Here is a 23,126-nt window from a genome sequence, read left to right as displayed (position 1 = left end):
AAACCAAATATAGACTTTGATCACTACCTCTATCGTCTAAGGCATCTTGTTGAAAATGCCTTTGCCCGATTAAAGCATTTTCGTGGTATTGCCACTCGTTTTGAAAAGTTGGCTCGTAATTATAAGTCCATGTTGTTCTTGGCTTGTTTGTTTATTTGGTGCAAAGCCAAATGAGGACACGCCCTAGTCATCATGGAAAGATCCATTCCGCCATATTTAGACTTCCACTTATAGAAAGTTGCGGTGCTCATTCCATGCTCACGGCAAAGGTTTGGAACAGGTGTTCCTGCTTCAGCTTGTTTCAAAATACTCATAATTAAGCTGTCTGAATATTTAGATATTTTCATAGAAAGTCTCCTTAAATCAAGGGTATTCGATTTTCTACTTTTAAGTCCAATTATTTGCGGGGAGCATTACCAGTGTTTTTTCATAAAGAAGTGATATAGCTAGATAGAACTAAATTATAGCGAGTTATGCTTAGTAGTTATGTATTAAATAGATAAATCTAAATTCTTATTTCAAAGCAACGAGATTACGAGAAAAAGCCAATCAGTTTTTAGACTTATTGGCTTTTTATTTTATTAGTGTCAATTCTGGTTTTTATGATCCGAATGCTCATTTTTCACATTATGTTATAAAGGTACTTTTTGATCTGAACCTATTTTAAAATCATGTTTTAGTGGTTGGGGTTTTTATTAATATGATGTTTAGCAGGTGGATGTTGATAATCCTATACTGGAGCGGCCATCGTAATCATTGTGAAAGAGGCTGCAACTAGACCAACAAGTAAACCAGATATAGTTTTTTTACATTTGTATTAATCTAAGAAGTTATTTCATAAGGGGGGCTTAGGACTAATGTGTGTAGATTAGATAGATAGCAATGCCGGGTTCAGGTAAACACCACTATATTCACTTATAATAATGATTATTACCTACCATAAAATCACCTCATATATAATATAAGTTATTGTTTTTAATAATATTTACTATCTTCTTGATGTTAATAATAACTCATAATAAATTTTAATTTTGACTTGGATTTTTAATGTTTGATGAAGTTATTAAATTAAAGATACAATTGTTAGCTGCGATCTGAAAAATTAACCAAGTAATTATTTTATCAAATTTTTTCTTTTTATTTTTCTGCCCTACCAGATAAATCATCATCCACCGAAACATATTGAATAACATTTAGTGGATTAACATAAAAAATAACCTGTGGCCCAAAAACAATAAGTTAAGAAGAATATTGTAAACTTCCATCACGTGTTTGGAAGTCAGGATAAGCTACCCTTTCCCGGGTTAGGAGAAAGGAAGATGGATAGGTAAAACTATTTAGTAAGTCTAAATTTTCGTAAACCAAGATTCTTATAAATAAAATAAATATACTTATCAGTTAACTTGATTAATTATTTTATTTCCTATATAATTCACTTAAATAAGTAAAAAAGTATTGTTTCGGTAAATCTACTTTAAGTATCGCAGTTTTAGTCATAATCCTTCGTTTTTTCAGATTTTAAGTTCCATTCTTTATTATTTCCCCCCGTTATAACCAGTCAATGACATGATTAAAAATTCATAGAGTTTATTATTTAAAACTCAAATATTTTTAATAGTCCTGTAAAACGGTTTAACGAAACTCAAGGTTTCATCCAGCCAGAATCAGGTTCAGATGTTTCTGCTCACTTTAGCGAAATCGCCAGTTTAGGCATTCAAAACGCTACTTGTAAGATCAACTACTGGACTCAGAGTAACTCAAAGTCAAAAATAACCGAATGCTGAAGAATATTGTTGCGGTTAAAATCACAATCAGTATTTAAAAGTACATACACGTGCTTTCTTCAGAACTAAGAAAATTTGATATTTTTCAAATACTATCGTAAAAGAGAAAATATGCAAAAAGTAGTTATGACTGCTTCATTATTAACAGTTTTCACCCTTAGTTTAGGTCTGTATATATTTAAAGAAGAAAAAAGAAGAAGGAGTGTTGAAATAAAAATGCTAGTAGAAGAGGCTAATAAAAAGAATAAGGAATTAAGAAAATTAGTCGGAGAAGCTAAAAAAGAGCGATTCAGACATGACCAATAGAAAATAAAATAGTGATTTTATAAAATCACCTTCAAGCTCTAATAGTCTAAAAATATTTTATTAACAAAGGTACGGTAGCATTTTTTTAAGTTTGCTCATAGATACGCTTTAAAAATTTGGTTACTGTAATTCATCAGCTTATGTCTATGATTTTATTTTTAATTAAATCATAGAGATATATTATTTTTAAATCAGTATCATAGGTTGATCAGATGAACAATATAAACTTTAAAAATTTTGAAGAAGCAGGCCAAGCTATTTTGCAGTTTCTTCATAAGCGCTTTGAATTTGATTTATGGATGATCACTCGGGTAGAAGGCAAAGACTGGATCGTATTGCAGAGCGAAGACCATGGTTATGGTGTTAAACCAGGACAGGTATTTAAATGGGCAGATTCTTTCTGCTCTCATATGGTTAAAGGAAAAGCACCGAAAATCGCTCCTCGATCAGAAGACATTCCCTTGTATTCCAGTGCACCGATTAGTCAACAAGTAAGTATTAAATCCTACATAGGTCAGCCCATCCTCAATGAAGATGGCAGCTTATTTGGTACCTTGTGTGCAATTGATCCTCATCCAAAACCTGAAACGATAGTTCAAGATATTCAAATAATCGAATTGCTTGGAAACTTACTGAGTAAAATTCTTCAAGCCGAGCTTCGTCAAAATGAACATGCTCGTGAGTTTAAGCATTTAAGGACGAAAGCTTTTAGAGATGGATTAACGGGATTATATAACCGTCGAGCCTGGGATGAGTTAATGAGTAAAGAGGAAGAGCGTTGTAAGCATTATGGTCATCCTGCTGCGGTGTTTTTTATTGATATTAATAATCTAAAAGAAGTAAACGATAACTTAGGGCATATTGTAGGAGATCAACTCATTCAGCAGGCGGCCCATGTGTTAAGGGATACGGTGCGTAGCAATGATATTGTGGCTCGCTTAGGCGGTGATGAATTTGTCATTCTAAGCAGAGAAAATAATAAGGCAGGAGCAGAAAGGCTTTTCAAGAGAATCGTAGATGCTTTTTCACATACAACAATTAGTATAGCGATTGGTTTTTCTATGCGTCAACCGAGCCGTGGGCTACTTTTAGCGGCTGAACAAGCAGATAAAAAGATGTTTGAACATAAACGTCAAATGAAATCTGAACTTATTACATCACTGGAAGAATGAGACAGCCTACATTTATGGCTTTAATTCCTGCTTATCTGTCCCTGAAAGTGGACGGTTGATTAATCGAGTTTTAAGGACTGATTTCTGTATTCTACAAAACTCAGTCCTTTTAGTTTAAATCGCTACGTTCAATCGTATACAGACCCAGTTCAGAAATAATTCTTTATTATTAAAAATTGGAGCAGCTATAGCATGTATTACTAGCCAGGATTTATCAAAATTTAGTGTAAATTTTAATGGTTTATTCGCCTCAAAGTCACCCATTTCATGGTCATGAAGTTCAGAGAAAAAAACTTTCAACTTATCAAATTGGCTATAATTCATGAAATCTGGAGATTCTTTTAAAAAATTATAAATTTGTTCTATCGTTAACAAGGAGTTGGTGTGAAACATTCTAACCTTTTATATATTTTGTATATTCCAAGTATGACATATATCAAAATTATTACATGAGGTTTTCTTTCATAAAACAAATAAATATCATCGGGGCAAAATGAAAAACCAAAAACCCCATTGACTTAAAGCATAGCGTCTTAATTGTCTTTATATTAACAGGTTAAATTATGTCAGTTTTAAAAGATGGATTACGCGTTCTATAGAGTGTTAATGCTTTTAATTCATTTGATAAAAATAATTTGGATTCATCCTGCCAAGTCGATTTTCTAGTATCCAAATGCCTATTATTAGATATCCAATCCGAAACTACAGCATACAAAAAAGAATTATCCGCAAAAACTAATTTAGCTTGATTATCTGTCAAACTTTTGAAAACTTTATGAGTGGGTAATATTGATCCCGACACATGAAAAAATGTATATATATATTCATAATTACTGCTCATGCGAAATATTCTTGCTTTGATATTTTATTATGATAACAAATCTATATGTTGAATACACTGATTGCATCTATATTAGAGGTAGCTAAAAGCGGATATTTCTACTGGGGACAGTACCTTAATTAAATTATCATATAAAATCAGAAAGATATTTTGTTATAAAAAATTATTCACTCATGAAAGGGCTTTTTCATCAATTTACTTGTTGCTCTATGGATTTACCCAATTAGTTAAAGCAGGAAAATTAAATATTTCCTACAGCCCTGATAAAAACTGAAATTTTATATTTTTGATGTATCTGCAGGCGGTACGATGCGTGAATATAATACTTGGGTACAGATTAAATCTGGTAAACAAATTAAAACGCAGCAGCTCGACTCTGTAAGTCTCGTTCAAAATCTTTATCAAACTTCATTTAAAGCTGAACCTATGTGTCTGATCCAAGATAATGCAGTAGTTATGAAGGCAGTTTTACAATTCGCGCGTTTATTTATCTTAACAAAAATTAAACCTGTACAAATGTTTCAGACAAAAACTCAAAATTTGAGTGAGATAAGCATTAATTTTGACCCTGCCAATTTTCCAGAAAATACCCCTGTATTTAAGGATTATAAGCAATTACCACAGCCATTCATAAGAATATCGAAAGACATAAAATTTATTGACATACGATTAATTCAAGCTTCTGGAAAAATCAGCCCTGAGTATTTACGCTATACCAAAAACTCTCCTGCCTACCGATATCTAGGTTTAGTTCACTAAAGAAGATAAAAAATTGAATTGTCTCAGTTTTTTACATTTGCATCAGCACCATTATTTTAAATGGAGGGAAGTTCTAGCTTCTAACAATTATTATCTAGATCGACTGAATGGATGGTAGGCGGACTTTTAGCTGTAACATTACTTTTATAGATAAAAAATAGAGCGATAGCTAACAGTACAAGAGCAGCAACTCTCGATCCATCCATAGTGATAACAGCATTATTAAACCAGCCAAAATTATCAATTAATAAACTCATTACTAACTGTCCACTTATTACAGCAACAGTTGTTGCAGCAGCACCAAGTCTAGGCATAGCAAACACAACTATTAACATATAGGTAACACCAAAAAATGCGCCTGTTAGCTGCCATCTTGGAGCAGTAAATAAATTTAAAGAATACTGTGGTTCAAAGAAGAATGCTATTAAGAAACTAATAAGTGTGCCCATCACAAATGTTAACCAAGAACTTTCTAACACTCCTACTTCTGAACCTAGACGACCATTGATTGATGACTGGGCACATAAGACAGCTCCACCAAGAATAACAACGAGTAACATTATATAAATCATTGGAAAACTTCCTTATTAAATGAGCCAGAGCGCAGCTAAAATGGCAATGAGCGCCCCGATACGATACTTGTCTACAGCTCGTTTATTACTGCCTAATAAGCCCCAATGATCAATAATTAGGCTGGCAGCTACTTGACCAAATAAAATACCTACCATTGTCAAACCAACGCCAATGAGGGGCGTAGCTACAGTTAAAGAGACGACATATATTGGACCTAACAGGCCGCCTGCAAGTAGCCAGCGTGGTTGTTTGAACATAAGAGAGAGTCGTGGACGACCAAAAATAAGACCAAATGTTAATAGAATAGAACCCAACGCAAAAATGCCTAATGTGGCCCAAATATGCCCAATTTCTTCACCCAATGGTCCCAGCAAACCAGCTTCAATAGATAGCCCCATGCCAGCAAAAAAGACCAATGGTAAAATCCATAACTGTTTCATACATTACTTATGAGGGAAGAAGAGATGTGAATTATATTGGGTTGTTAGAAAGCTACAATTGATCATTTTTCAAAACATAATTGCTATAATCACAACAATAGTCTTACTTGATATATTTTGGGGAAAAATATAAATGCAGTTAAAAGCATTACGTTACTTTGCAATGGTCGCGACTACTGGCAGCTTTTCTGCGACAGCCAAACATTTTCAAGTTCCCTCTTCTTCTGTATCTCGGTTTATTTCTAAACTTGAACAAGACATTGGACAGCAGCTTTTTTATCGTAATACACGATCCGTTCGGCTGACTGAAATTGGGGAGAAGTACTATATCCAAATCAAGGAGGTACTCGATACGTTGGACTTTGCCAACGAAGAGGCCACAGGGAAAAATTCAAATGTGAGAGGATTGGTACGTATTAATACCGCAGTTGCCCTAGGGCGATTACATATATCTCGCATTGTTAATCAACTGCATGATATCTATCCCGACCTTTCAGTGGAACTAATCCTGACAGATACATTTATTGATCCTGTCCAAGAAGGTGCCGATATTACGATTCGGATTGGATCACTGCAAGATTCAGCACTGATCGCAAGAAAAGTATGTGATCAGACCTACGTATTGTGTGCGAGCCCTGAATACCTTGAGCGCTACGGAACACCTAAAACACCTCAAGATATTCAGAAACATCAATGCCTTGTTTATAAAGGCGTTTCGGGGAGTCAAAGATGGTACTTTCGCCAAAATGAACTCGACAAGCCTATTGAAATAGAACCCCAAGGTCCTTTAAAGAGTAACAATGCTGAAGTGTTGGTTTCAGCGGCATTGGAAGGTAGAGGGATTGTATTATTCCCTACATGGATTTTTGAAGAAGATTATTTTAAAAACAAGCAATTGGTTAAATTGCTCCCTAAATGGCTTTGCACAGTAGAACCTTATGTTGTTGGGATTCATTTAGTCTCTCCTGAAAACAGAATTCGTTCAAAAAAGGTGAGAACCGTTTTAGATTTTATATTAAAGGAAATTGGAAGCCCTCCTTATTGGGATAATATTCTTACTTTTTAAAACCTATTAAAAAGACGTTTATTTTAGTATTTCTTAAATTAACATAATACACCTTATACGAAATTCTATTTTTTTATCTTTTAAAATCAGTATGATATGAAATTGTAAAAAGCCCATTCACCCTCGAATGGGCTTTTTTTTATGATTTCTCATGTTCCACGCCTACTCTTTGAACAATGTTCCACGAATCTGATTAGCTTGACTGCTTAATCTGAACAAATGAAGGGGCCTACTTTATGAATAAGAACAAACTCTGTATTCAAGTATGTAACTTTAAACTATAGTCATACCAGCTACCCCGTACTTATCCATAAGCAGCTTAAATGAATGACCCACGATATATCGCGTGACATTTATTTAAATAATGGAAATTCCCTCTCCTGAGCAAGTTTTAAAGCACAGCTTTAAAACTTAGCGCAAGTAAGGATCAGGGAGAGGTAAATCAAAACAAAAAATACCTTTGCGCCATCGGTAGCACTTCCGCCGGTTCACAAGTCAAATGCACCCCATCCGCACGCACTTCATAAATCTCCGGATCCACTTCCATAACCGGTGTATAGGTGTTGTGCTTCATATCGGCTTTAGAAATATTTCGGGTATTTTTAACCGGTGAAATGATTTTTTTCAGCCCTAACTTTTCCGCCACACCATTGTTAATTCCGGCTTGTGACAAAAAGGTAATACAGGTGTTATGCACACCGCGTGCGCTTGCCCCAAACATCGGACGGTAATGCACAGGCTGCGGCGTTGGAATAGAGGCATTAATGTCCCCCATCGGTGCTGCTGCAATCATCCCACCCTTAATAATCATGGCCGGTTTCACACCAAAAAATGCCGGTTTCCAGAGCACTAAATCGGCCAGTTTACCTTCCTCAACTGAACCAATTTCATGGCTTAAACCGTGGGTAATGGCAGGGTTAATCGTATATTTGGCAATGTAACGTTTGACGCGATTATTGTCATGTGCGGCAGTGTCGCCGTCTAATGAACCGCGCTGCACTTTCATTTTATGTGCGGTTTGCCAGGTACGAATAATGACTTCACCAACCCGTCCCATGGCTTGCGAATCAGATGACATCATCGCGATGGCACCCAAGTCCTGCAAAATATCTTCCGCAGCAATGGTTTCACGGCGAATCCGACTTTCTGCAAAAGCCACATCTTCCGAAATAGAGGGGTCTAAATGATGGCAGACCATCAACATATCCAGATGTTCATCAATCGTATTCACAGTATACGGACGGGTTGGATTGGTTGAAGATGGCAAGACATTCGGCTGACCAATCGCTTTTAAAATATCCGGTGCATGCCCACCACCGGCACCTTCGGTATGATAGGTATGAATTGTGCGGTTTTTAAATGCCGCCAAAGTTTCTTCCAAAAAACCACTTTCATTCAGGGTGTCAGTGTGAATGGCCACTTGCACATCATATTCGTCCGCGACCGTTAAACAATTGTCGATGGCTGCAGGCGTTGATCCCCAATCTTCATGCAATTTCAATCCAACCACGCCCGCTTCAATCTGTTCACGAATCGGATCGGGCAAACTTAGGTTGCCTTTACCGAGCAAACCAATGTTCATGGGTAAGTCATCAATGGCTTGTAGCATGGTGGCAATATGCCATGGTCCCGGTGTAACCGTGGTTGCAGATGTGCCTGCCGCGGGTCCGGTACCACCGCCAATCATGGTAGTCGTTCCAGACATCAGTGCCGTTTCAACTTGTTGCGGGCAAATCCAGTGAATATGTGTGTCGATACCGCCTGCAGTTAAAATCTGACCTTCACCGGCAATCACTTCGGTTGCTGCACCTAAAGGTATGGTGATATTGGGCTGAATATCAGGATTTCCGGCTTTACCAATTTTCCAGATTCGTCCATTTTTTAAGCCAACATCGGCTTTGACGATGCCCCACCAATCGATAATCAGGGCATTTGTAATGACAGTGTCAGCCACTTCTGATGACAAAAGCTGCGATTGTCCCATGCCATCACGAATGACTTTCCCGCCACCGAATTTTACTTCTTCACCATAAGTGGTGAAGTCCTGTTCAACTTCAATAAACAGTTCAGTATCGGCTAAGCGGACCCGATCACCTACCGTTGGACCAAACATTTCGGCATACGCGCGACGTGACATTTTCATGATTTATAAACCTTTATCATTCTGATGTAATTTTTATGAATCGAGCTTACCCATCACTCGTCCTGCAAAGCCATAAACTTCACGTTTTCCGGCCAATGCAATGAGTTCAACATTTCGGCTTTGCCCGGGTTCAAACCGTATAGCCGTACCGGCAGCAATATTCAGCCGGTAGCCACGTGCCGCATTGCGGTCAAATTGCAAAGCATCATTGGCTTCAGCAAAATGAAAATGTGACCCAATCTGAATTGGTCGGTCGCCCGCATTGGCCACACTCATTTTCAAGGTTTCACGTCCTACATTTAATTCAATATCACGATCAGGCGTGATGACTTCACCCGGAATCATCGGCTTATCCTTATTTTTGTTTAAATAATCGGTTGATGGACAGTAATCAGTTTTGAACCGTCAGGAAAGGTGGCTTCCACTTGCACTTCAGCAATCATCTCGGCAATACCATCCATTACGTCATCACGGCTAAGTAAGGTTGTGCCAAAATGCATCAGTTCACTGACGCTCATGCCATCACGTGCACCTTCAAGCAGTGCCGCAGAAATATAGGCAATCGCCTCAGGATAGTTGAGTTTTAAGCCACGGGCTTTACGACGCTCTGCGACTAAGCCTGCAGTAAAAATCAGCAGTTTGTCTTTTTCTGTAGGATTCAGTTCCATAAACGGTTCCTAATTCATGTATTTATGACTAAGCAAAATATGTGCAAGGTATGTCTTAAATTCCCTTTTCTCTTAGGAAATGAGAATCCTCAGAATATATTCTGAGTTCGCAAGGGAGAGGTAATTTAAAACCTTCACCTTTTACCCCTCCCTCTAACTCCCTCCCAAAGGGAGGGAAAACACTCATAACGTCAATGTAAAATACTCTTTCTCCATTTGACGAAGGTTGGGAGGAGGGCTAATAAAAATTAAACTATGTCCGCCAGATTCTTGGAAACTCTTCATCTAAATCAAACCAGTAACGTCTTAACCTTGCCCGAATAGCAGCAAAAGCATCATGACACTGCCGTACATCGTCTCCTAAAAAACGTGCGCAAATGACATCGCCGAGTACCGTCAAAGTGACATTAATTTTCATCCGCGTAATCAGCTCACGAATTACGGCAACATATTCTTCTAGATACACAGTGGCACGATATTTTTCCGGTGCAACAGCCCAAAAACTGCCCATGACGGCCTGACCATTCATCCCCAGACATGAGCTTAACCAGCGATCATTGCCGACAAAATTCAAACTGTCCGCTAGCAGCAATTTATCTTCGCGTAGCAGCTTAAAATGATTGCGGTATTGACCATTCGTAAACTGCTCTGCACAGGCTTGGCGACCAATCACCAACATATCCCAGCCGATAAAACTGGACGCTGTATCCAAATGAATGGCGGTTTCAGAATGCGCATGTGCGCCATTAAACAACATGGTTTCTTGCGGCAGCCATTCAAAAATAGCGTTATCCTTTAAGCGAATCTGAATATGCTGAAAGGCCGATTTACCGTTGGTTTTGTACCATTTCCCGGCACCGGGCGTGGTCACCAGGGCATGAGCATCGGCATCTACCTGCAGGTTAAAAGTCAAGTGGTCGCCTCCGGCAATACCTGCTGGAGGATGCACAATAATGGCATGACAGATTCCGCTCTTTTCCGGCCAAAGCATCTTTTGTACCCGAACCGGACCCGAATGTTTTCGATGTGCCAAGGTCGTGCGTTGCTGCGCAGCCTGATAACGAAAACCAAGCTCGAGGCACGCATACCAAAGCTGCGATGGGTTCTGCACATCTACTGTTTGTGTAATGGCTGAGCTCAACATATTCATGATCAATACTGCTTAAAACGCATTAAGCGAGACCAATAACAGCAAGGATTGCTGCCAATGCTGCAATAATCTTGCGACCCTGTGGCAGGTATTTTTGAGTAAACGCCCCTAAGCCTAAACCGATCAGATAAATAATCGACATCGCACTGACCATCCCCAACATAAGTTGCAGCATGTGTCCTGATTGTCCCAGTTCATTGCCATGTGCCACGCCATGGAAACTTGCGAGCACCATGGTCGCGACAGCAAAAATACGATTGGATTTCATCAATAGTGCTGTCGCCACCACCGCCAAAGACAAAACAATGCCATATTCTGCAAAAACATTCGGCAACACTTGCAGCTGTCCTAAAACAAATCCTGCAATCATCGCTGCCGCTAAACCGAAAAAGCCTGCGACTTTCCAGCGTTGAGTGGCGCTCCAAAGCAATACCCCAAAAGCAATGGCCATCATCAGGTGATCTAATCCGGTAAAAGGATGGCTAAAGCCCGTCCAAAAACTGCTTTCATGGGCATGACCCGGGTGTGCCATCACCATCATCGGTAAGCTGCTTAACCCAACAGCAATTATTTTTTTTAACATTGACATCGTGCTCCTGCTTAAGCCTTAAACAAACCTTGCTTTTCAATAAAAGAAATAATGGATTCAAGCCCATCCTTGGTTTTCATATTGGAAAATAGAAATGGTTTTTCGCCGCGCATGCGTTTGGCGTCTTGATCCATCACATCCAGGTTGGCACCAACCATAGGTGCCAAATCTGTTTTGTTGATAATCAATAGGTCAGATTTGGTAATACCCGGACCACCTTTGCGTGGAATTTTTTCGCCGCCACCGACATCAATCACGTACAAGGTTAAATCAGACAGTTCTGGACTAAAGGTTGCCGCTAAATTATCGCCACCGCTTTCAATGATGATCAGCTCTAACCCTTCGAATTTTTCACACAAGTCATCAATCGCCGCCAGGTTAATTGACGCATCTTCACGAATGGCGGTATGCGGACAACCGCCCGTTTCTACGCCCACAATGCGCTCTGGAGACATCGCTTCATGACGGGTCAGGAAGTTAGAATCTTCTTTGGTATAGATGTCATTGGTGACCACGGCCATATTGTATTTTTCACGCAACGCCTGACATAAATTGAGGGTTAGCGCTGTTTTACCTGAACCGACCGGTCCGCCAATTCCAACCCGTAATGGACTACGTTCTGACATCTGTATTTCCCCTGTTATTGCTTTGATTTCTCTATTTACGATCTGAACAATCTTGAATACTGGTTTTCATGCTGCATGCTGAGCATGGCATATTGTGGTAAAGCGCTACTGATTTCACCATCTTCTAAGGCCAAGGCACGCTGAATGGCGTCAGGTATAAGCGCATGTAAATGCCATAAAATCCGTTGTCCACTCATTTGTCCTAGCGGTACTGTTTTGACCGCAGCCAACACCTGGTTTTCTAATACGGTGAAGGTATAAGCCGTGAGTACATCGGCTGAGTTCAACGCTAAAGTGCCACATAAATGCCCATACACCGGCATAAACCCGAGCTGTTTTTTGACCATGACCGGTTGTTTTAAAACGTCGCGAATCCAGGCATTGAGTGAAAAAGCCAACTGGGTCGATTCGGCGAGCAACTCTTTGCTTTCACGGCTTGCACGATAGATATTGGCCCAATATTCAAATTGCGCTGTGTCATCAAAGCATTGCATTAGGCGCTTTAACAACGGTAATTCGAAACGGATTAACAGCATCTCGAGCACTTCCTCAAAGTATGCAATACTGGATGTTTCATCATGAATCATGCCGCGTTCAATCGCACTTTCCACCCCTTGCGAATAGCAATATGCTCCAATGGGCAAGGCCGTAGATGATAGTGTGAGCAGACTCAGCAACTGGGCTGCATTAGTGATGGACATGATGTAAGGCTTTAATTGGGCTTAAGCGATGATCATGCTGATGTTGGGCATAGGCGCCACTTTCAGGTTCAAAAGGATGTAACGTTTCTGTCACTCTGAGTCCTAAACCCATCACCATCTCCGCCAGTACATGGTCGGGTTCAAAATAAAGTGCAGTAGGCGTTAACATTAAAGGAACGTGACGATTGCCCAAATGGTAAGCTGCTTTTAACAGATCAAATTCAGATTGTGCTGTCACTTGCATGAGGCTTTCAGCTTGTGCATTCACCTGAAGTACATCGCCCTGTGCTGTAGCAATATAAGCACCACTACGCAAAATGCCGTTGCGCGGCAAATCTGCACCAATATCAACCCCATTTTTTAAAGTTGCACGAAAACGGCTCTTTTGACGCACGTCAAAAGTTAATTCAATCGTCTCGAACTGCTGTTTAGGCTTAAGTTGTTCTAATCGTTGAGTATAAATTTTCATTTTCGCTCCATTTCAGTCTTTCTTGATTTCACCTTTTGATCCAAAATAAAGCAATAAGAGCAAGCTGGATATAAAAGTGCATCATTATGATTATTAAGCAATTCTCATACCAAGTTGTTCTTAAAGATCAGGTATTAGCGCGTAGATGGATTAAAAAATTCCCGATGGGATATCTTTTATTTTTAAATGACACGGATGATAGCCGTTCAAAATTCATCGGCGAAGCTTGGGAAAGACTTTACTTTTTCAGGGTTTAAATCCCAGCTAGTCCTTGCTTAGGATACTGTTCAAATAAAGATGCTTTCATGATGAAGCAAACATATGAAAAAAGGAGGACAGCTCCTCCATTTTTTAAAAATAGCTAAATTGCCACCAGCTCCTTAATTCCTTTCTCTGGCATTTCATTCCCCGCACCCTGCGCAATCACTTGTCCACGCGCCATCACGGTATAGCCATCCGCCAGCTCTTCAGCGAAGTCATAGAACTGCTCCACTAAAATAATGGCCATTTCCCCGCCATCAGCAAGTTTACGAATTACCTTGCCAATATCTTTAATAATCGATGGCTGAATTCCTTCAGTGGGTTCATCTAAAATCAACACACGCGGTTCTGAAGCTAAGGCACGGGCAATGGCAAGCTGCTGTTGCTGACCACCGGATAAATCTCCGCCACGGCGATGTTTCATTTGATCAAGTACAGGGAAAATCTCGTAAAGATGCTCAGGCACTTTCCGGGTTTTAGCGCCTGAAAATTTCGCCATGCCAATCAGGATGTTTTCTTCTACAGTCAAGGTCGAAAAAATATCCCGTCCTTGTGGAACATAGGCCAAGCCAGCGCGAACACGTTGTTCGGGACTCATTCTTGAAATGTCTTTTCCATCCAGTAGAATCTGTCCCGATCTAATCGGCAAGATGCCCATCAAACATTTCAATAAAGTGGTTTTTCCTACGCCATTGCGTCCAAGCACAACCGAACATTTACCCACAGGAGCCTGGAAAGACACATTACGTAAAATATGACTGCCACCATAAAACTGATTGACGTCTTTGACTTCTAACATGGCCTGCTCCTTAACGTCCCAAATATTTTTCAATTACATCTTCATTGGCCTGAACTTCCGCCAATGTCCCTTCCGCTAAAATTGCCCCCTGCGCGAGTACCGTCACTTTTTCGCTGATACTGTTAATGAAACTCATGTCATGCTCCACCACAATCAAGGTATGACTTTTTTTCAATTCCAAGCAGAGTTCAGCCGTGTGTTCCGTTTCGGCATCGGTCATCCCGGCCACAGGTTCATCCAGCAAAATCAGTTTTGGACGCTGCATCAACAACATGCCAATTTCAAGCCATTGCTTTTGGCCATGCGACAATAAACCTGCTGGCTTGTTGATCAATTCTTTCAATCGAATTTGCTCGAGAGATTGTTCCAAAGCCAGTTGAGCATCTGGCTCGAGCTTGCTAAAAAAACTTTTCTTCACCTGTTTATTTTTAGGTGCGGCCAAGAGCAGGTTTTCCATCACGGTGAAATTTTCAAAAACGGTGGGTTTTTGAAATTTTCGACCAATCCCGGCTTCAGCAATTTCTTCGGTGCTCATTTTTGCCAGGTTATAGTTTTGACCGAAAAATGCTGTGCCTTGTGTGGGTCGGGTCTTCCCGGTAATCACATCCATCAGCGTGGTTTTACCCGCTCCATTCGGCCCGATGATGCAGCGCAATTCACCTTCATTGATGTAAAGCGACAAATCGTTTAAGGCCTGGAATGCATCAAACCAGACACTGACTTTTTCTAAATATAAAGCGATGCCATGGCTAAAGTCAGGTCCGGCTGCTCTTAAACGTCCATAGCCTTCACCCAGTTGACCGCCATGTTGTGGTGCGTTTAATCCTAAATCTGACATTTAGTTTTTCTCCTTTTTAAAGCGGTCGAACATACCAATCACCCCTTTAGGCAGGAAAATGGTCACGACGATGAACAGTGCTCCGAGAATGAGCAACCATACTTCTGGATAAGCCACAGTGAAATAGGTCTTCACGCCATTAATCAAACCTGCCCCCAGAATGGGTCCAATCAAGGTTCCCCGACCACCTGCCGCAACCCATACCGCCATTTCAATAGAATTCACAGGGTTCATTTCACTCGGGTTAATAATCCCGGCCTGTGGTACATACAATGCTCCAGCAATACCTGCGATGACCGCAGAAAGTACCCATGCAGACAGCTTGTACCAGAGAGTTCGATAACCTAAATATTGCAGACGGTTTTCACTGTCCCGAATTGCCCCCAATACACGTCCATAAGGCTTATTCATCAAATGACGTAAGCCGATAAAACTCAGTAGTAAGACCAATGCGGTGATAAAGCATAAGCTGGCACGCATTGAGGTCGAGGTAATATCCAGACCTAACAGGGTTTTAAAACCAGTAAAACCGTTATTCCCGCCAAAGCCGGTTTCATTGCGGAAGAACAATAAGGCTGCTGCAAAAGTCATGGCCTGGGTGATGATAGAAAAATACACGCCCTTAATTTTTGAACGGAAAGCAAAATACCCGAAGATAAAAGCGATCAGTCCGGGAACCAGGATCACCAAGGTGAGTGACCATAAAATATGTTCTGTTCCGACCCAGTACCATGGCAGTTCCGTCCAGCTTAAAAAGCGCATGAAGTCAGGCAAGCCGTCCCCTGCGGATTCACGCATCAGGTACATCCCAAAGGCATAACCCCCGAGAGCAAAATACAGGCCATGCCCCAGACTTAAAATGCCGGCATAGCCCCAGACCAAATCAAGCGCCAAAGCCACCAGGGCCAAGCACATGATTTTGCCAATGAGGGTCACCCAGTATGCAGAAAGATGCAGACTTGAATCGCTTGGCAGCAAATGGAACCAGGGTAAAATCAGCATGATGGCAAAGCACACGGCAATGGCCACTGCGCTATACGGTTGATCGGACAGGAATGATGTGATTTTCATCGTACTTACTCCACAAATCGGCCTTTAATGGCGAATAAACCTTGTGGGCGTTTTTGAATAAACAAAATCACAAGAACCAGTAAAATAATTTTTGCCAGTACCGCACCCATGCCAATCTCTAGAACGGTACCGCTGATGCCTAAACCCAGTGCGGCAAGAACGGCCCCCCAGACTTGTCCTACACCACCGACGACTACAACTAAAAAAGCATCGATAATGTAGTTTTGACCCAAGTCCGGGCCAACGTTACCGACCTGTGCCAGGGCACACCCTGCCAAGCCTGCCAGACCTGAACCCAAACCAAAAGCCAGCATGTCAATACGGCTTGAACGAATCCCCACGGCACGTGCCATTTGACGGTTTTGTGTAACGGCACGAACGAATAGGCCAAAACGGGTTTTATTCAGCAGATAAACCAGGAGCAGAAAAACAGCCACAGTAAAGACGATAATAGCAATGCGGTTATAAGGCAGCATCAGGCTGGGGGTGATTGAAATCCCCCCAGAAAGCCATGAAATATTGGAGACTTCAACATTCTGTGCACCGAAAATCATCCGCACCAATTGCATTAAGATCAAGCTGACCCCAAAGGTTGCCAACAAGGTTTCAAGCTGACGACCATATAAGGGACGAATCACGGTCCTTTCAATCAACATGCCAATCAATGCACTGACCACGAATGCTGCGGGAATTGCAGCAATCAGATACCAGTCGACATATCCTGAAAAATGGCTCTTGAACAGGCTCTGTACCACATAGGTGGTATAGGCACCAATCATGATCAGTTCGCCATGCGCCATATTGATGACCCCCAGCAAACCGTAAGTAATGGCTAAACCTAAGGCCGCCAATAATAAAATGCTAGCGGTACTCAAACCTGAAAAGATATGTCCTGTCCATTCACTGGCTTGAAGCCGGGTTTTAATACTTCCTTTGGCATCCACTAATGCCGCTTTTAATTCTGGATTTAAATTCGGTTGTTGGAGTTCTTGTTCAACCAAAGCCAGTACATCGGGACGATTTGATTGTTTGAGTACTTTTGCTGCCTGGATCTTGACCAATACATCTGTACTGCCATAGTCCAGACGTGCCTTGAGTTGTTCTAATCGGGCTTTAACCTGATGATTCGTTTCATTTAAATACAGCGCATTGACCATTGCCGGATCTAATTCGGATAGATTATTTTCTAGAATATCGATGGCTTCTAAACGCTGCGAAGCCTCTTCGGACTGTAATCTGACTTTGGCTTGTCCAAAGCTCAATGCCTTACGCAAGGTGTTCACCAAGGTGACCTGGGATAAATCTGCTGGCCAGGTCTCTAAAACCTGTTCATCTGGATAGCTAAACAGTTTTTCATCATTTTTTAAAATATAGGTGTGTCCGGAACCATCGGTATACAGTTCATTATTGTCTACATAGGCCACCAAACGATCCAGTTCTTCAATGCTGGCTGGCCATTGGTTTAACATGGTGCGACGTTCAGAAAATCCTGCATGGACAAATTGTTGAATCGCATCACCCGATGAAGCAGCGAGCTGATGCGTATTTTCAAGCGGCGTAATGACTTGAGAATTTTCTGCTGAAGAAGCATGGGGTGTTTCTGCATGCAAATTTTGCAGCAAAAAAAATTGAGTCATAATGAATAGAATAATGGGGTAATTTATTCGATGAATCATGCTAAACCTCCCTATTAAGTGTTATTTCCATGAGGGAAAAATAAATCAAAAAAGCCTGCTGCAGATGCAACAGGCTTTGGGAAAACTTATTTAGGAATATACGGGCTCCATGGCTCCGCTTTTATAGCACTCGGGGTTTTGTACACAATATCAAACTGACCATCGCCACGAATCTCGCCAATCATGACCGGCTTATGTAAATGATGGTTGATTTCATCCATTTTCAAGGTATAACCCGATGGAGCTGCAAAAGTTTGCCCCGCCATTGCTTCACGTACTTTATCGACCTCTGTGGAGCCCGCTTTTTCTACCGCTTGCTTCCACATGTTAATGCCGACATAAGTTGCTTCCATAGGATCATTGGTGACCACCTTGGCTGCATTGGGCAATTTATACTCCACTGCAAATTTTTTATATTTATCAGTAAATTGAGTATTGGCCGGATTTTTCACGGTCATGAAATAGTTCCAGGCTGCCAAGTGTCCCACCAGCGGCTTGGTATCAATGCCGCGAAGCTCTTCCTCACCCACTGAAAACGCCATAACCGGAATATCCGACGCTTTTATGCCCTGGTTACCCAATTCACGGTAGAACGGTACGTTGGAATCGCCATTGATGGTTGAAATAACCGCAGTCTTTTTACCGGCAGCAAATTTCTTTACATTCCCCACAATGGTTTGATAATTACTGTGACCAAAAGGTGTGTACTCTTCCATAATATCGCTTTCAGCAATACCTTTAGATTTTAAGAATGCACGCAGGATTTTGTTGGTGGTCCGTGGATAGACATAGTCTGTGCCCAACAATACAAAACGCTTGGCGTTACCGCCCTCTTCACTCATGAGATATTCAACTGCGGGAATCGCTTGCTGGTTGGGTGCAGCACCGGTGTAGAAAATATTTTTGGATTGTTCCTGTCCTTCATATTGAACCGGATAGAACATTAAGCCATTCAGCTCTTCAACTACGGGCAGCACAGATTTACGCGATACTGAAGTCCAGGCACCAAAAATCACCGCCACCTTATCTTGAGTAATTAACTGACGTGCACGTTCTGCAAATAAAGGCCAATCGGAAGCCGGGTCGACCACGACAGCTTCCAGTTTTTTACCCAATACTCCCCCATTTGCATTAATTTCATTGATCGCCATTAAAGCGGTATCTTTTAATGAGGTTTCAGAAATTGCCATCGTGCCTGAAAGAGAATGTAAAATACCCACTTTGATCGTATCGCCACTTGGAGCAGCTGCTTTCGTTTCAGGCTGGGTGGCTTCACTTTTTTCAGCTGGCTTTGAGCATCCTGCAAGCGTAATGCTTGCCAGCAATGCAGCAGTAAATAAACTTTTAGAAATCAATTTTTGTTGCATCATCATTTATTCTCCGACCCTTTTTAAGGCATTTTCTTGTAAAGTCAGATTGAGTTATTCAAATAATGTGCCAGTTGTCATTATTTAAGCTTAAACCTATGTTTATTTTAGATATTAATAATTAAATGCTGCGTTGTTTTTATTCGATCAGCACTAAAATAGAACCACTGCTACATAATAGTAATGAAATAAAGATGAATAATTGGCAGATGATGATGCGGAATCGATGATCAAGCTCGGAGATTGTTAATAAGCCTGACTACAAAACTTTTCTAATAAAAGGATATTTTTTGATTGTTTGGGAGCCTTTAAGCCTTTGCGTGGAATTGCATTTTAATAAAGGCTGCTTTTAATAAAGCCTGTCAGGTTTTCTCCACGTGCAATCTAACTGACCTATTAAAGCCTGTACTTAAACGGCCGCTGCCCAACCGGGACTAAATTGCTTAAAATTCCAGTTGAGCCGAGTCGCTAAATTTCGCTCAATATAAACCTGTCATTCCCCATTTTTTTAATGGGTTGATGATGGTTCATGCCGATTAGGAACTGGATAAATCCGATTCCGCTGCATTTTTTAGCATTACCTTTGAGGGATGACGATTGAACTGGTCACCCTTCATAAAGAATGTACAGAAGATTGCAAAGATCGCCATGCCCATGATGTAGTTAATAATCAAATGCGGGCTGCCCTCACCCACACTTAAAAGTTTAGTTGCAATCAGCGGAGCTAAGCCTCCACCAATGACTCCGGCAAACTGCACAGAAATCGAAATACCGCTATATCTAATTTCAGTCGGGAATTGTCGCGCAAACAACTGTGATTGTGGTGCATACATCAGTGGGAAGACCACACCAATGCCCAATACGATTGCAGTCCAGACCAATAGAGGGTCTTTGGTATCCAACATGCTGAAAAATGGATAACAATAAAATAAAAGCACCACCAGACCAAACATGAACATGTTTCTCTGACCGACCTTATCTGAGAGGTGTCCAAATAAAGGCGTCATAATCATAATCAGGCCACCCCCACAAATCGTTGCGAAAAGGATGTCTTGACGGGGAATACCGAGTTTTGTCGTGGTATAGGCGAGTGCGAAGGTTGAAGCAATATAAAACCATGCATTCTCAGCTGCACGAGCAAAAATAATCGTTATCAGCTCCCGGGGATGATTTTTGAAAACTTGTAAAGCCGGTACTTTAATTTCTTGTGCCTGGTCTTTAACTTTTTCAAAATCTGGGGATTCGGGTACTTTGACTCGTATATACCAGCCAACGCCTAACAGTACGATACTGGCAAGGAATGGAATTCTCCATCCCCAGCTAAATAGGCTGGCTTCTGGCAACATGGACACCAGACCCAGTGCGATCGATGCAAGCATGAGTCCGCCACCGGCACTTGCCTGAGGTAAACTGCCCCAAAAGCCTTTGCCTCCTTCGGGTGCATGTTCGACTGCCATCAGAACGGCGCCGCCCCATTCTCCTCCCATTGCCATACCTTGGATAAAGCGCAGTATCACAAGGCATACCGTCGCCCAATAGCCAATGCTTTCATAGGTCGGCAATAGACCAATCAGAACGGTAGGAATACCCATCATAATGAGCGTCGTCAATAACATTGCTTTACGGCCGATTTTGTCTCCAAAATGACCAAAGACAATGCCGCCCAAAGGCCGACCAATAAATCCGACAGCATAAGTGGCAAATGCGGCCATGACCCCCATCAAGGGATCGAGGTTAGGAAAAAAAAGTTTATTGAAAATTAATGCGGCAGCTGCACCGTAAATAAAAAAATCGTACCATTCAATGGTGGTGCCCACCATGCTGGAGACACCCGCTAGCCGGTGCGAAGACTTTTTAGCTTGAGCTTGTGATTCTTGTACGGGTTCCATATATCCCTCTTGTATTTTTTAACCGTGTCGTCCGTGACCATCTTCGTTATTTATAACAAAGCGAATCTATATGCTGTTTAGTCCATACTGGCCAGATTTTCTCCAGGGTTTTTTCAAATTTTGAATTGTCAGTTTGCCACTGCGGATTCTTGTCTTTATCAATAATGAGCGCTCGCACACCTTCGATAAAATCCCCCTGCTCTAACCAGATATCCTGTAAATCTCGTTCTAACTGCATGCATTTTTCCAGCGACAGATTCTGCCCGACCTGCTGTAACTTCAAACTGGTCTTTTTTGCCATGACAGGACGTTGTTGCAAGGTGGTCAAGGTTTTATCTGCCCAGGCCTGATCTGTACTGCCCTTTTCATAGGTCAGACTGTGTTCAATTTCATCGAGATTTTGATAGGCAAAATGCTGATTAATCAGGTCTGCACGTTTTTGTAACTCACTTTCTGCAGGATCGGTAATGAACGTACTGATAATTTTTCTGATTTCAGTCGGGTTCAAAGCAGGTGCAGCAATGAAGGTAGCCTGTAATTCAGCAAAGCGTTCACTTGGGACATGGTAATCGACCAGATCCAAATGCAGCGCATCACTGCTACTGATTTGATCACCGGTTAGCGCCAGATAAACCCCGATTTCATCGTGTCTGGACAGAAAATGGGTCGCTCCCACATCGGGGAAAAAACCAATCACTGTTTCTGGCATGGCAAAACGGGATTTTTCACTGCTCACCTTGATATGGCAGGCTTGAGCCAAGCCAAAGCCGCCACCCAGCACATAACCATCCATCAACACAATGACGGCCTTAGGGAAGTTGCGTAGCGTACTCAGCATCGTATATTCAGTGGCAAAAAAATCCTGATATTGGGTATTTCCCGCTTGATAACTGTCATACAGATAGCGAATATCTCCCCCAGCACAGAAAGCTTTTGGGCTGTTGGAATTGATCAGGATGGCGTGCACCTTTGGGTCATGACGCCACTGATCTAATTGTGCCTGAATGCCCTGGATCATCGGCAGGGTTAAGGCATTTAAATGCTGGATACGGTCCAGGCTAATAATGCCCAGACTGCCCTGTACGCGAATGGCTAAATTATTTTCAATACTCATTATTATTTTCCTGTTTGAGTTTGCTGTTTGAGTTTTATTGATGGGTAAATTTGGCCGGGCGTTTTTCGACAAAGGCCTGCATGCCTTCTTTCTGATCAGAACCGGCAAAAATAGAATGGAAGACCCGTCGTTCAAAACGCAGTCCCTCGGCCAGACTGACTTCAAAGGCCCGGTTAATCGACTCTTTAATCATCATCACCGCGGTCAGTGATTTTTCGGCAATCTTTTCTGCGGCTTGCAAGGTCTGTTCCAGTAACTCTTCTTTGGCAAATACCCGTGCCACCAAGCCACTTTGCTCGGCTTCCTGTGCACCCATCTGCCGTGCGGTCAGGCACATTTCCATGGCTTTGGCTTTACCAATCGCCAAAGTTAAACGCTGGGTTCCACCAATGCCGGGTAATACGCCTAAGGTGACTTCAGGCAAGCCAAATTTTGCATTATCGGCACAGTAAATAAAGTCGCACATCAGCGCCAGTTCACAACCACCGCCTAAGGCATAGCCACTCACCGCTGCAATTAAAGGTTTACGGCGCTGTGCAATCCGGTCGGCCAGACTGAAAAAATCATCCAGATAAATTTGCGGAAAGTTTAGGTCCGCCATTTCTTTAATATCGGCCCCGGCAGCAAAGGCTTTTTCTGAACCGGTGATGACAATACAGCCAATCTTCGGGTCTTTTTCCAGCTGATCAAGGGCCTGATTGACTTCAACAATCAGCTGGTTATTCAGTGCATTTAACGCTTGCGGACGGTTTAAGGTAATCAGTCCGACACCGTTACGCTGTTCCAATAAAATCGTTTGCCATTGCATGATAAAAATCCCTTTA

22 protein-coding genes and 2 pseudogenes are annotated in these 23,126 nt (G+C 41.5%); 5 read left to right on the top strand and 19 right to left on the bottom strand.

What is annotated here, in order from left to right:
- The coding region (locus E0H81_RS09715) for a transposase (RefSeq protein ID WP_165492614.1) at window positions 1-174 on the top strand (174 nt) is incomplete at its 5' end.
- An 8-nt stretch (window positions 175-182) separates the two neighbouring features.
- Here the strand turns inward: E0H81_RS09715 and E0H81_RS09710 are convergent.
- Window positions 183-347: pseudogene (locus E0H81_RS09710) on the bottom strand (transposase); the annotation flags it as partial.
- Between the two features lie 1,548 nt (window positions 348-1,895).
- On the opposite strand from E0H81_RS09710, the gene E0H81_RS09700 reads away from it, so the two are divergent.
- The 3 genes from E0H81_RS09700 (at window position 1,896) to E0H81_RS09685 (ending at window position 4,862) form a co-directional block, all read left to right on the top strand.
- A complete protein-coding gene (locus E0H81_RS09700; protein ID WP_131269386.1) occupies window positions 1,896-2,090 on the top strand; it encodes a hypothetical protein in 195 nt (64 codons plus the stop codon).
- A 212-nt stretch (window positions 2,091-2,302) separates the two neighbouring features.
- Entirely contained in the window at window positions 2,303-3,262 is a 960-nt protein-coding gene (locus E0H81_RS09695) for a sensor domain-containing diguanylate cyclase (RefSeq protein ID WP_131318509.1), read from the top strand.
- A gap of 1,150 nt (window positions 3,263-4,412) precedes the next feature.
- A complete protein-coding gene (locus tag E0H81_RS09685) occupies window positions 4,413-4,862 on the top strand; it encodes a hypothetical protein (RefSeq protein ID WP_131269390.1) in 450 nt (149 codons plus the stop codon).
- An 80-nt stretch (window positions 4,863-4,942) separates the two neighbouring features.
- Here E0H81_RS09685 and E0H81_RS09680 read toward each other — a convergent pair whose 3' ends face one another.
- Together E0H81_RS09680 and E0H81_RS09675 are read right to left on the bottom strand one after the other, a co-directional pair.
- Window positions 4,943-5,434, bottom strand: coding sequence for a DMT family transporter (locus tag E0H81_RS09680; RefSeq protein ID WP_131269391.1), 492 nt, complete (start codon window positions 5,432-5,434; stop codon window positions 4,943-4,945).
- A gap of 15 nt (window positions 5,435-5,449) precedes the next feature.
- Window positions 5,450-5,875 carry a DMT family transporter gene (locus E0H81_RS09675; protein WP_067723222.1) on the bottom strand — a complete coding sequence of 142 codons (426 nt, stop codon included), beginning with the start codon at window positions 5,873-5,875 and terminating at the stop codon, window positions 5,450-5,452.
- 133 nt (window positions 5,876-6,008) lie between these two features.
- Between E0H81_RS09675 and E0H81_RS09670 the strand changes: the two genes are divergently transcribed.
- Window positions 6,009-6,941 (top strand): LysR family transcriptional regulator, encoded by a 933-nt coding sequence (locus E0H81_RS09670; protein WP_131318507.1) that lies wholly within the window; start codon window positions 6,009-6,011, stop codon window positions 6,939-6,941.
- Window positions 6,942-7,383: 442 nt separating this feature from the next.
- Here the strand turns inward: E0H81_RS09670 and ureC are convergent, their stop codons facing one another.
- From ureC to E0H81_RS09590, 16 genes and pseudogenes are all read right to left on the bottom strand, one after another.
- The gene (gene ureC, locus E0H81_RS09665; protein ID WP_131318505.1) at window positions 7,384-9,084 is read right to left on the bottom strand and encodes an urease subunit alpha; all 1,701 of its coding nucleotides are present in this window, start codon (window positions 9,082-9,084) and stop codon (window positions 7,384-7,386) included.
- 33 nt (window positions 9,085-9,117) lie between these two features.
- On the bottom strand, window positions 9,118-9,429 hold the full coding sequence (locus E0H81_RS09660; RefSeq protein ID WP_131318502.1) for an urease subunit beta: 312 nt from the start codon (window positions 9,427-9,429) through the stop codon (window positions 9,118-9,120).
- Between the two features lie 20 nt (window positions 9,430-9,449).
- A complete protein-coding gene (gene ureA, locus E0H81_RS09655; RefSeq protein ID WP_131318500.1) occupies window positions 9,450-9,752 on the bottom strand; it encodes an urease subunit gamma in 303 nt (100 codons plus the stop codon).
- 253 nt (window positions 9,753-10,005) lie between these two features.
- Window positions 10,006-10,902, bottom strand: coding sequence for an urease accessory protein UreD (locus E0H81_RS09650; protein ID WP_131318498.1), 897 nt, complete (start codon window positions 10,900-10,902; stop codon window positions 10,006-10,008).
- Window positions 10,903-10,924: 22 nt separating this feature from the next.
- The gene (locus tag E0H81_RS09645) at window positions 10,925-11,491 is read right to left on the bottom strand and encodes a HupE/UreJ family protein (protein WP_131318496.1); all 567 of its coding nucleotides are present in this window, start codon (window positions 11,489-11,491) and stop codon (window positions 10,925-10,927) included.
- A gap of 11 nt (window positions 11,492-11,502) precedes the next feature.
- Window positions 11,503-12,117: an urease accessory protein UreG gene (gene ureG, locus E0H81_RS09640; protein ID WP_131318494.1), complete on the bottom strand. Its 615-nt coding sequence runs from the start codon at window positions 12,115-12,117 to the stop codon at window positions 11,503-11,505.
- 35 nt (window positions 12,118-12,152) lie between these two features.
- Window positions 12,153-12,818, bottom strand: coding sequence for an urease accessory protein UreF (locus tag E0H81_RS09635; RefSeq protein ID WP_131318492.1), 666 nt, complete (start codon window positions 12,816-12,818; stop codon window positions 12,153-12,155).
- A complete protein-coding gene (gene ureE, locus E0H81_RS09630; RefSeq protein ID WP_131318490.1) occupies window positions 12,805-13,287 on the bottom strand; it encodes an urease accessory protein UreE in 483 nt (160 codons plus the stop codon). The genes E0H81_RS09635 and ureE overlap by 14 nt, the downstream gene beginning before the upstream one ends.
- A 361-nt stretch (window positions 13,288-13,648) precedes the next feature.
- The gene (gene urtE, locus E0H81_RS09625; RefSeq protein ID WP_131318488.1) at window positions 13,649-14,347 is read right to left on the bottom strand and encodes an urea ABC transporter ATP-binding subunit UrtE; all 699 of its coding nucleotides are present in this window, start codon (window positions 14,345-14,347) and stop codon (window positions 13,649-13,651) included.
- A gap of 10 nt (window positions 14,348-14,357) precedes the next feature.
- Window positions 14,358-15,185, bottom strand: coding sequence for an urea ABC transporter ATP-binding protein UrtD (gene urtD, locus E0H81_RS09620; RefSeq protein WP_131318486.1), 828 nt, complete (start codon window positions 15,183-15,185; stop codon window positions 14,358-14,360).
- Window positions 15,186-16,256, bottom strand: a complete 1,071-nt coding sequence (gene urtC / locus E0H81_RS09615) for an urea ABC transporter permease subunit UrtC (protein ID WP_131318483.1) — start codon at window positions 16,254-16,256, stop codon at window positions 15,186-15,188.
- 5 nt (window positions 16,257-16,261) lie between these two features.
- A pseudogene (gene urtB / locus E0H81_RS09610) lies at window positions 16,262-17,788 on the bottom strand (urea ABC transporter permease subunit UrtB); the annotation flags it as partial.
- 230 nt (window positions 17,789-18,018) lie between these two features.
- A complete protein-coding gene (gene urtA, locus E0H81_RS09605; RefSeq protein WP_131269431.1) occupies window positions 18,019-19,299 on the bottom strand; it encodes an urea ABC transporter substrate-binding protein in 1,281 nt (426 codons plus the stop codon).
- Between the two features lie 536 nt (window positions 19,300-19,835).
- Window positions 19,836-21,188 (bottom strand): MFS transporter, encoded by a 1,353-nt coding sequence (locus tag E0H81_RS09600; protein ID WP_131318479.1) that lies wholly within the window; start codon window positions 21,186-21,188, stop codon window positions 19,836-19,838.
- 46 nt (window positions 21,189-21,234) lie between these two features.
- Window positions 21,235-22,302: an enoyl-CoA hydratase/isomerase family protein gene (locus E0H81_RS09595; RefSeq protein WP_131318477.1), complete on the bottom strand. Its 1,068-nt coding sequence runs from the start codon at window positions 22,300-22,302 to the stop codon at window positions 21,235-21,237.
- A 34-nt stretch (window positions 22,303-22,336) separates the two neighbouring features.
- Window positions 22,337-23,110: an enoyl-CoA hydratase gene (locus E0H81_RS09590; protein WP_131318475.1), complete on the bottom strand. Its 774-nt coding sequence runs from the start codon at window positions 23,108-23,110 to the stop codon at window positions 22,337-22,339.
- Window positions 23,111-23,126: the final 16 nt, after the last annotated feature.

Source organism: Acinetobacter terrestris, from assembly GCF_004331155.1.
In the GTDB taxonomy this organism is placed as follows: Bacteria; Pseudomonadota; Gammaproteobacteria; order Pseudomonadales; family Moraxellaceae; genus Acinetobacter; species Acinetobacter terrestris.
The sequence above is the reverse complement of the archived record's forward strand: the minus strand, read 5'-3'. Positions and strand labels throughout refer to the sequence as shown.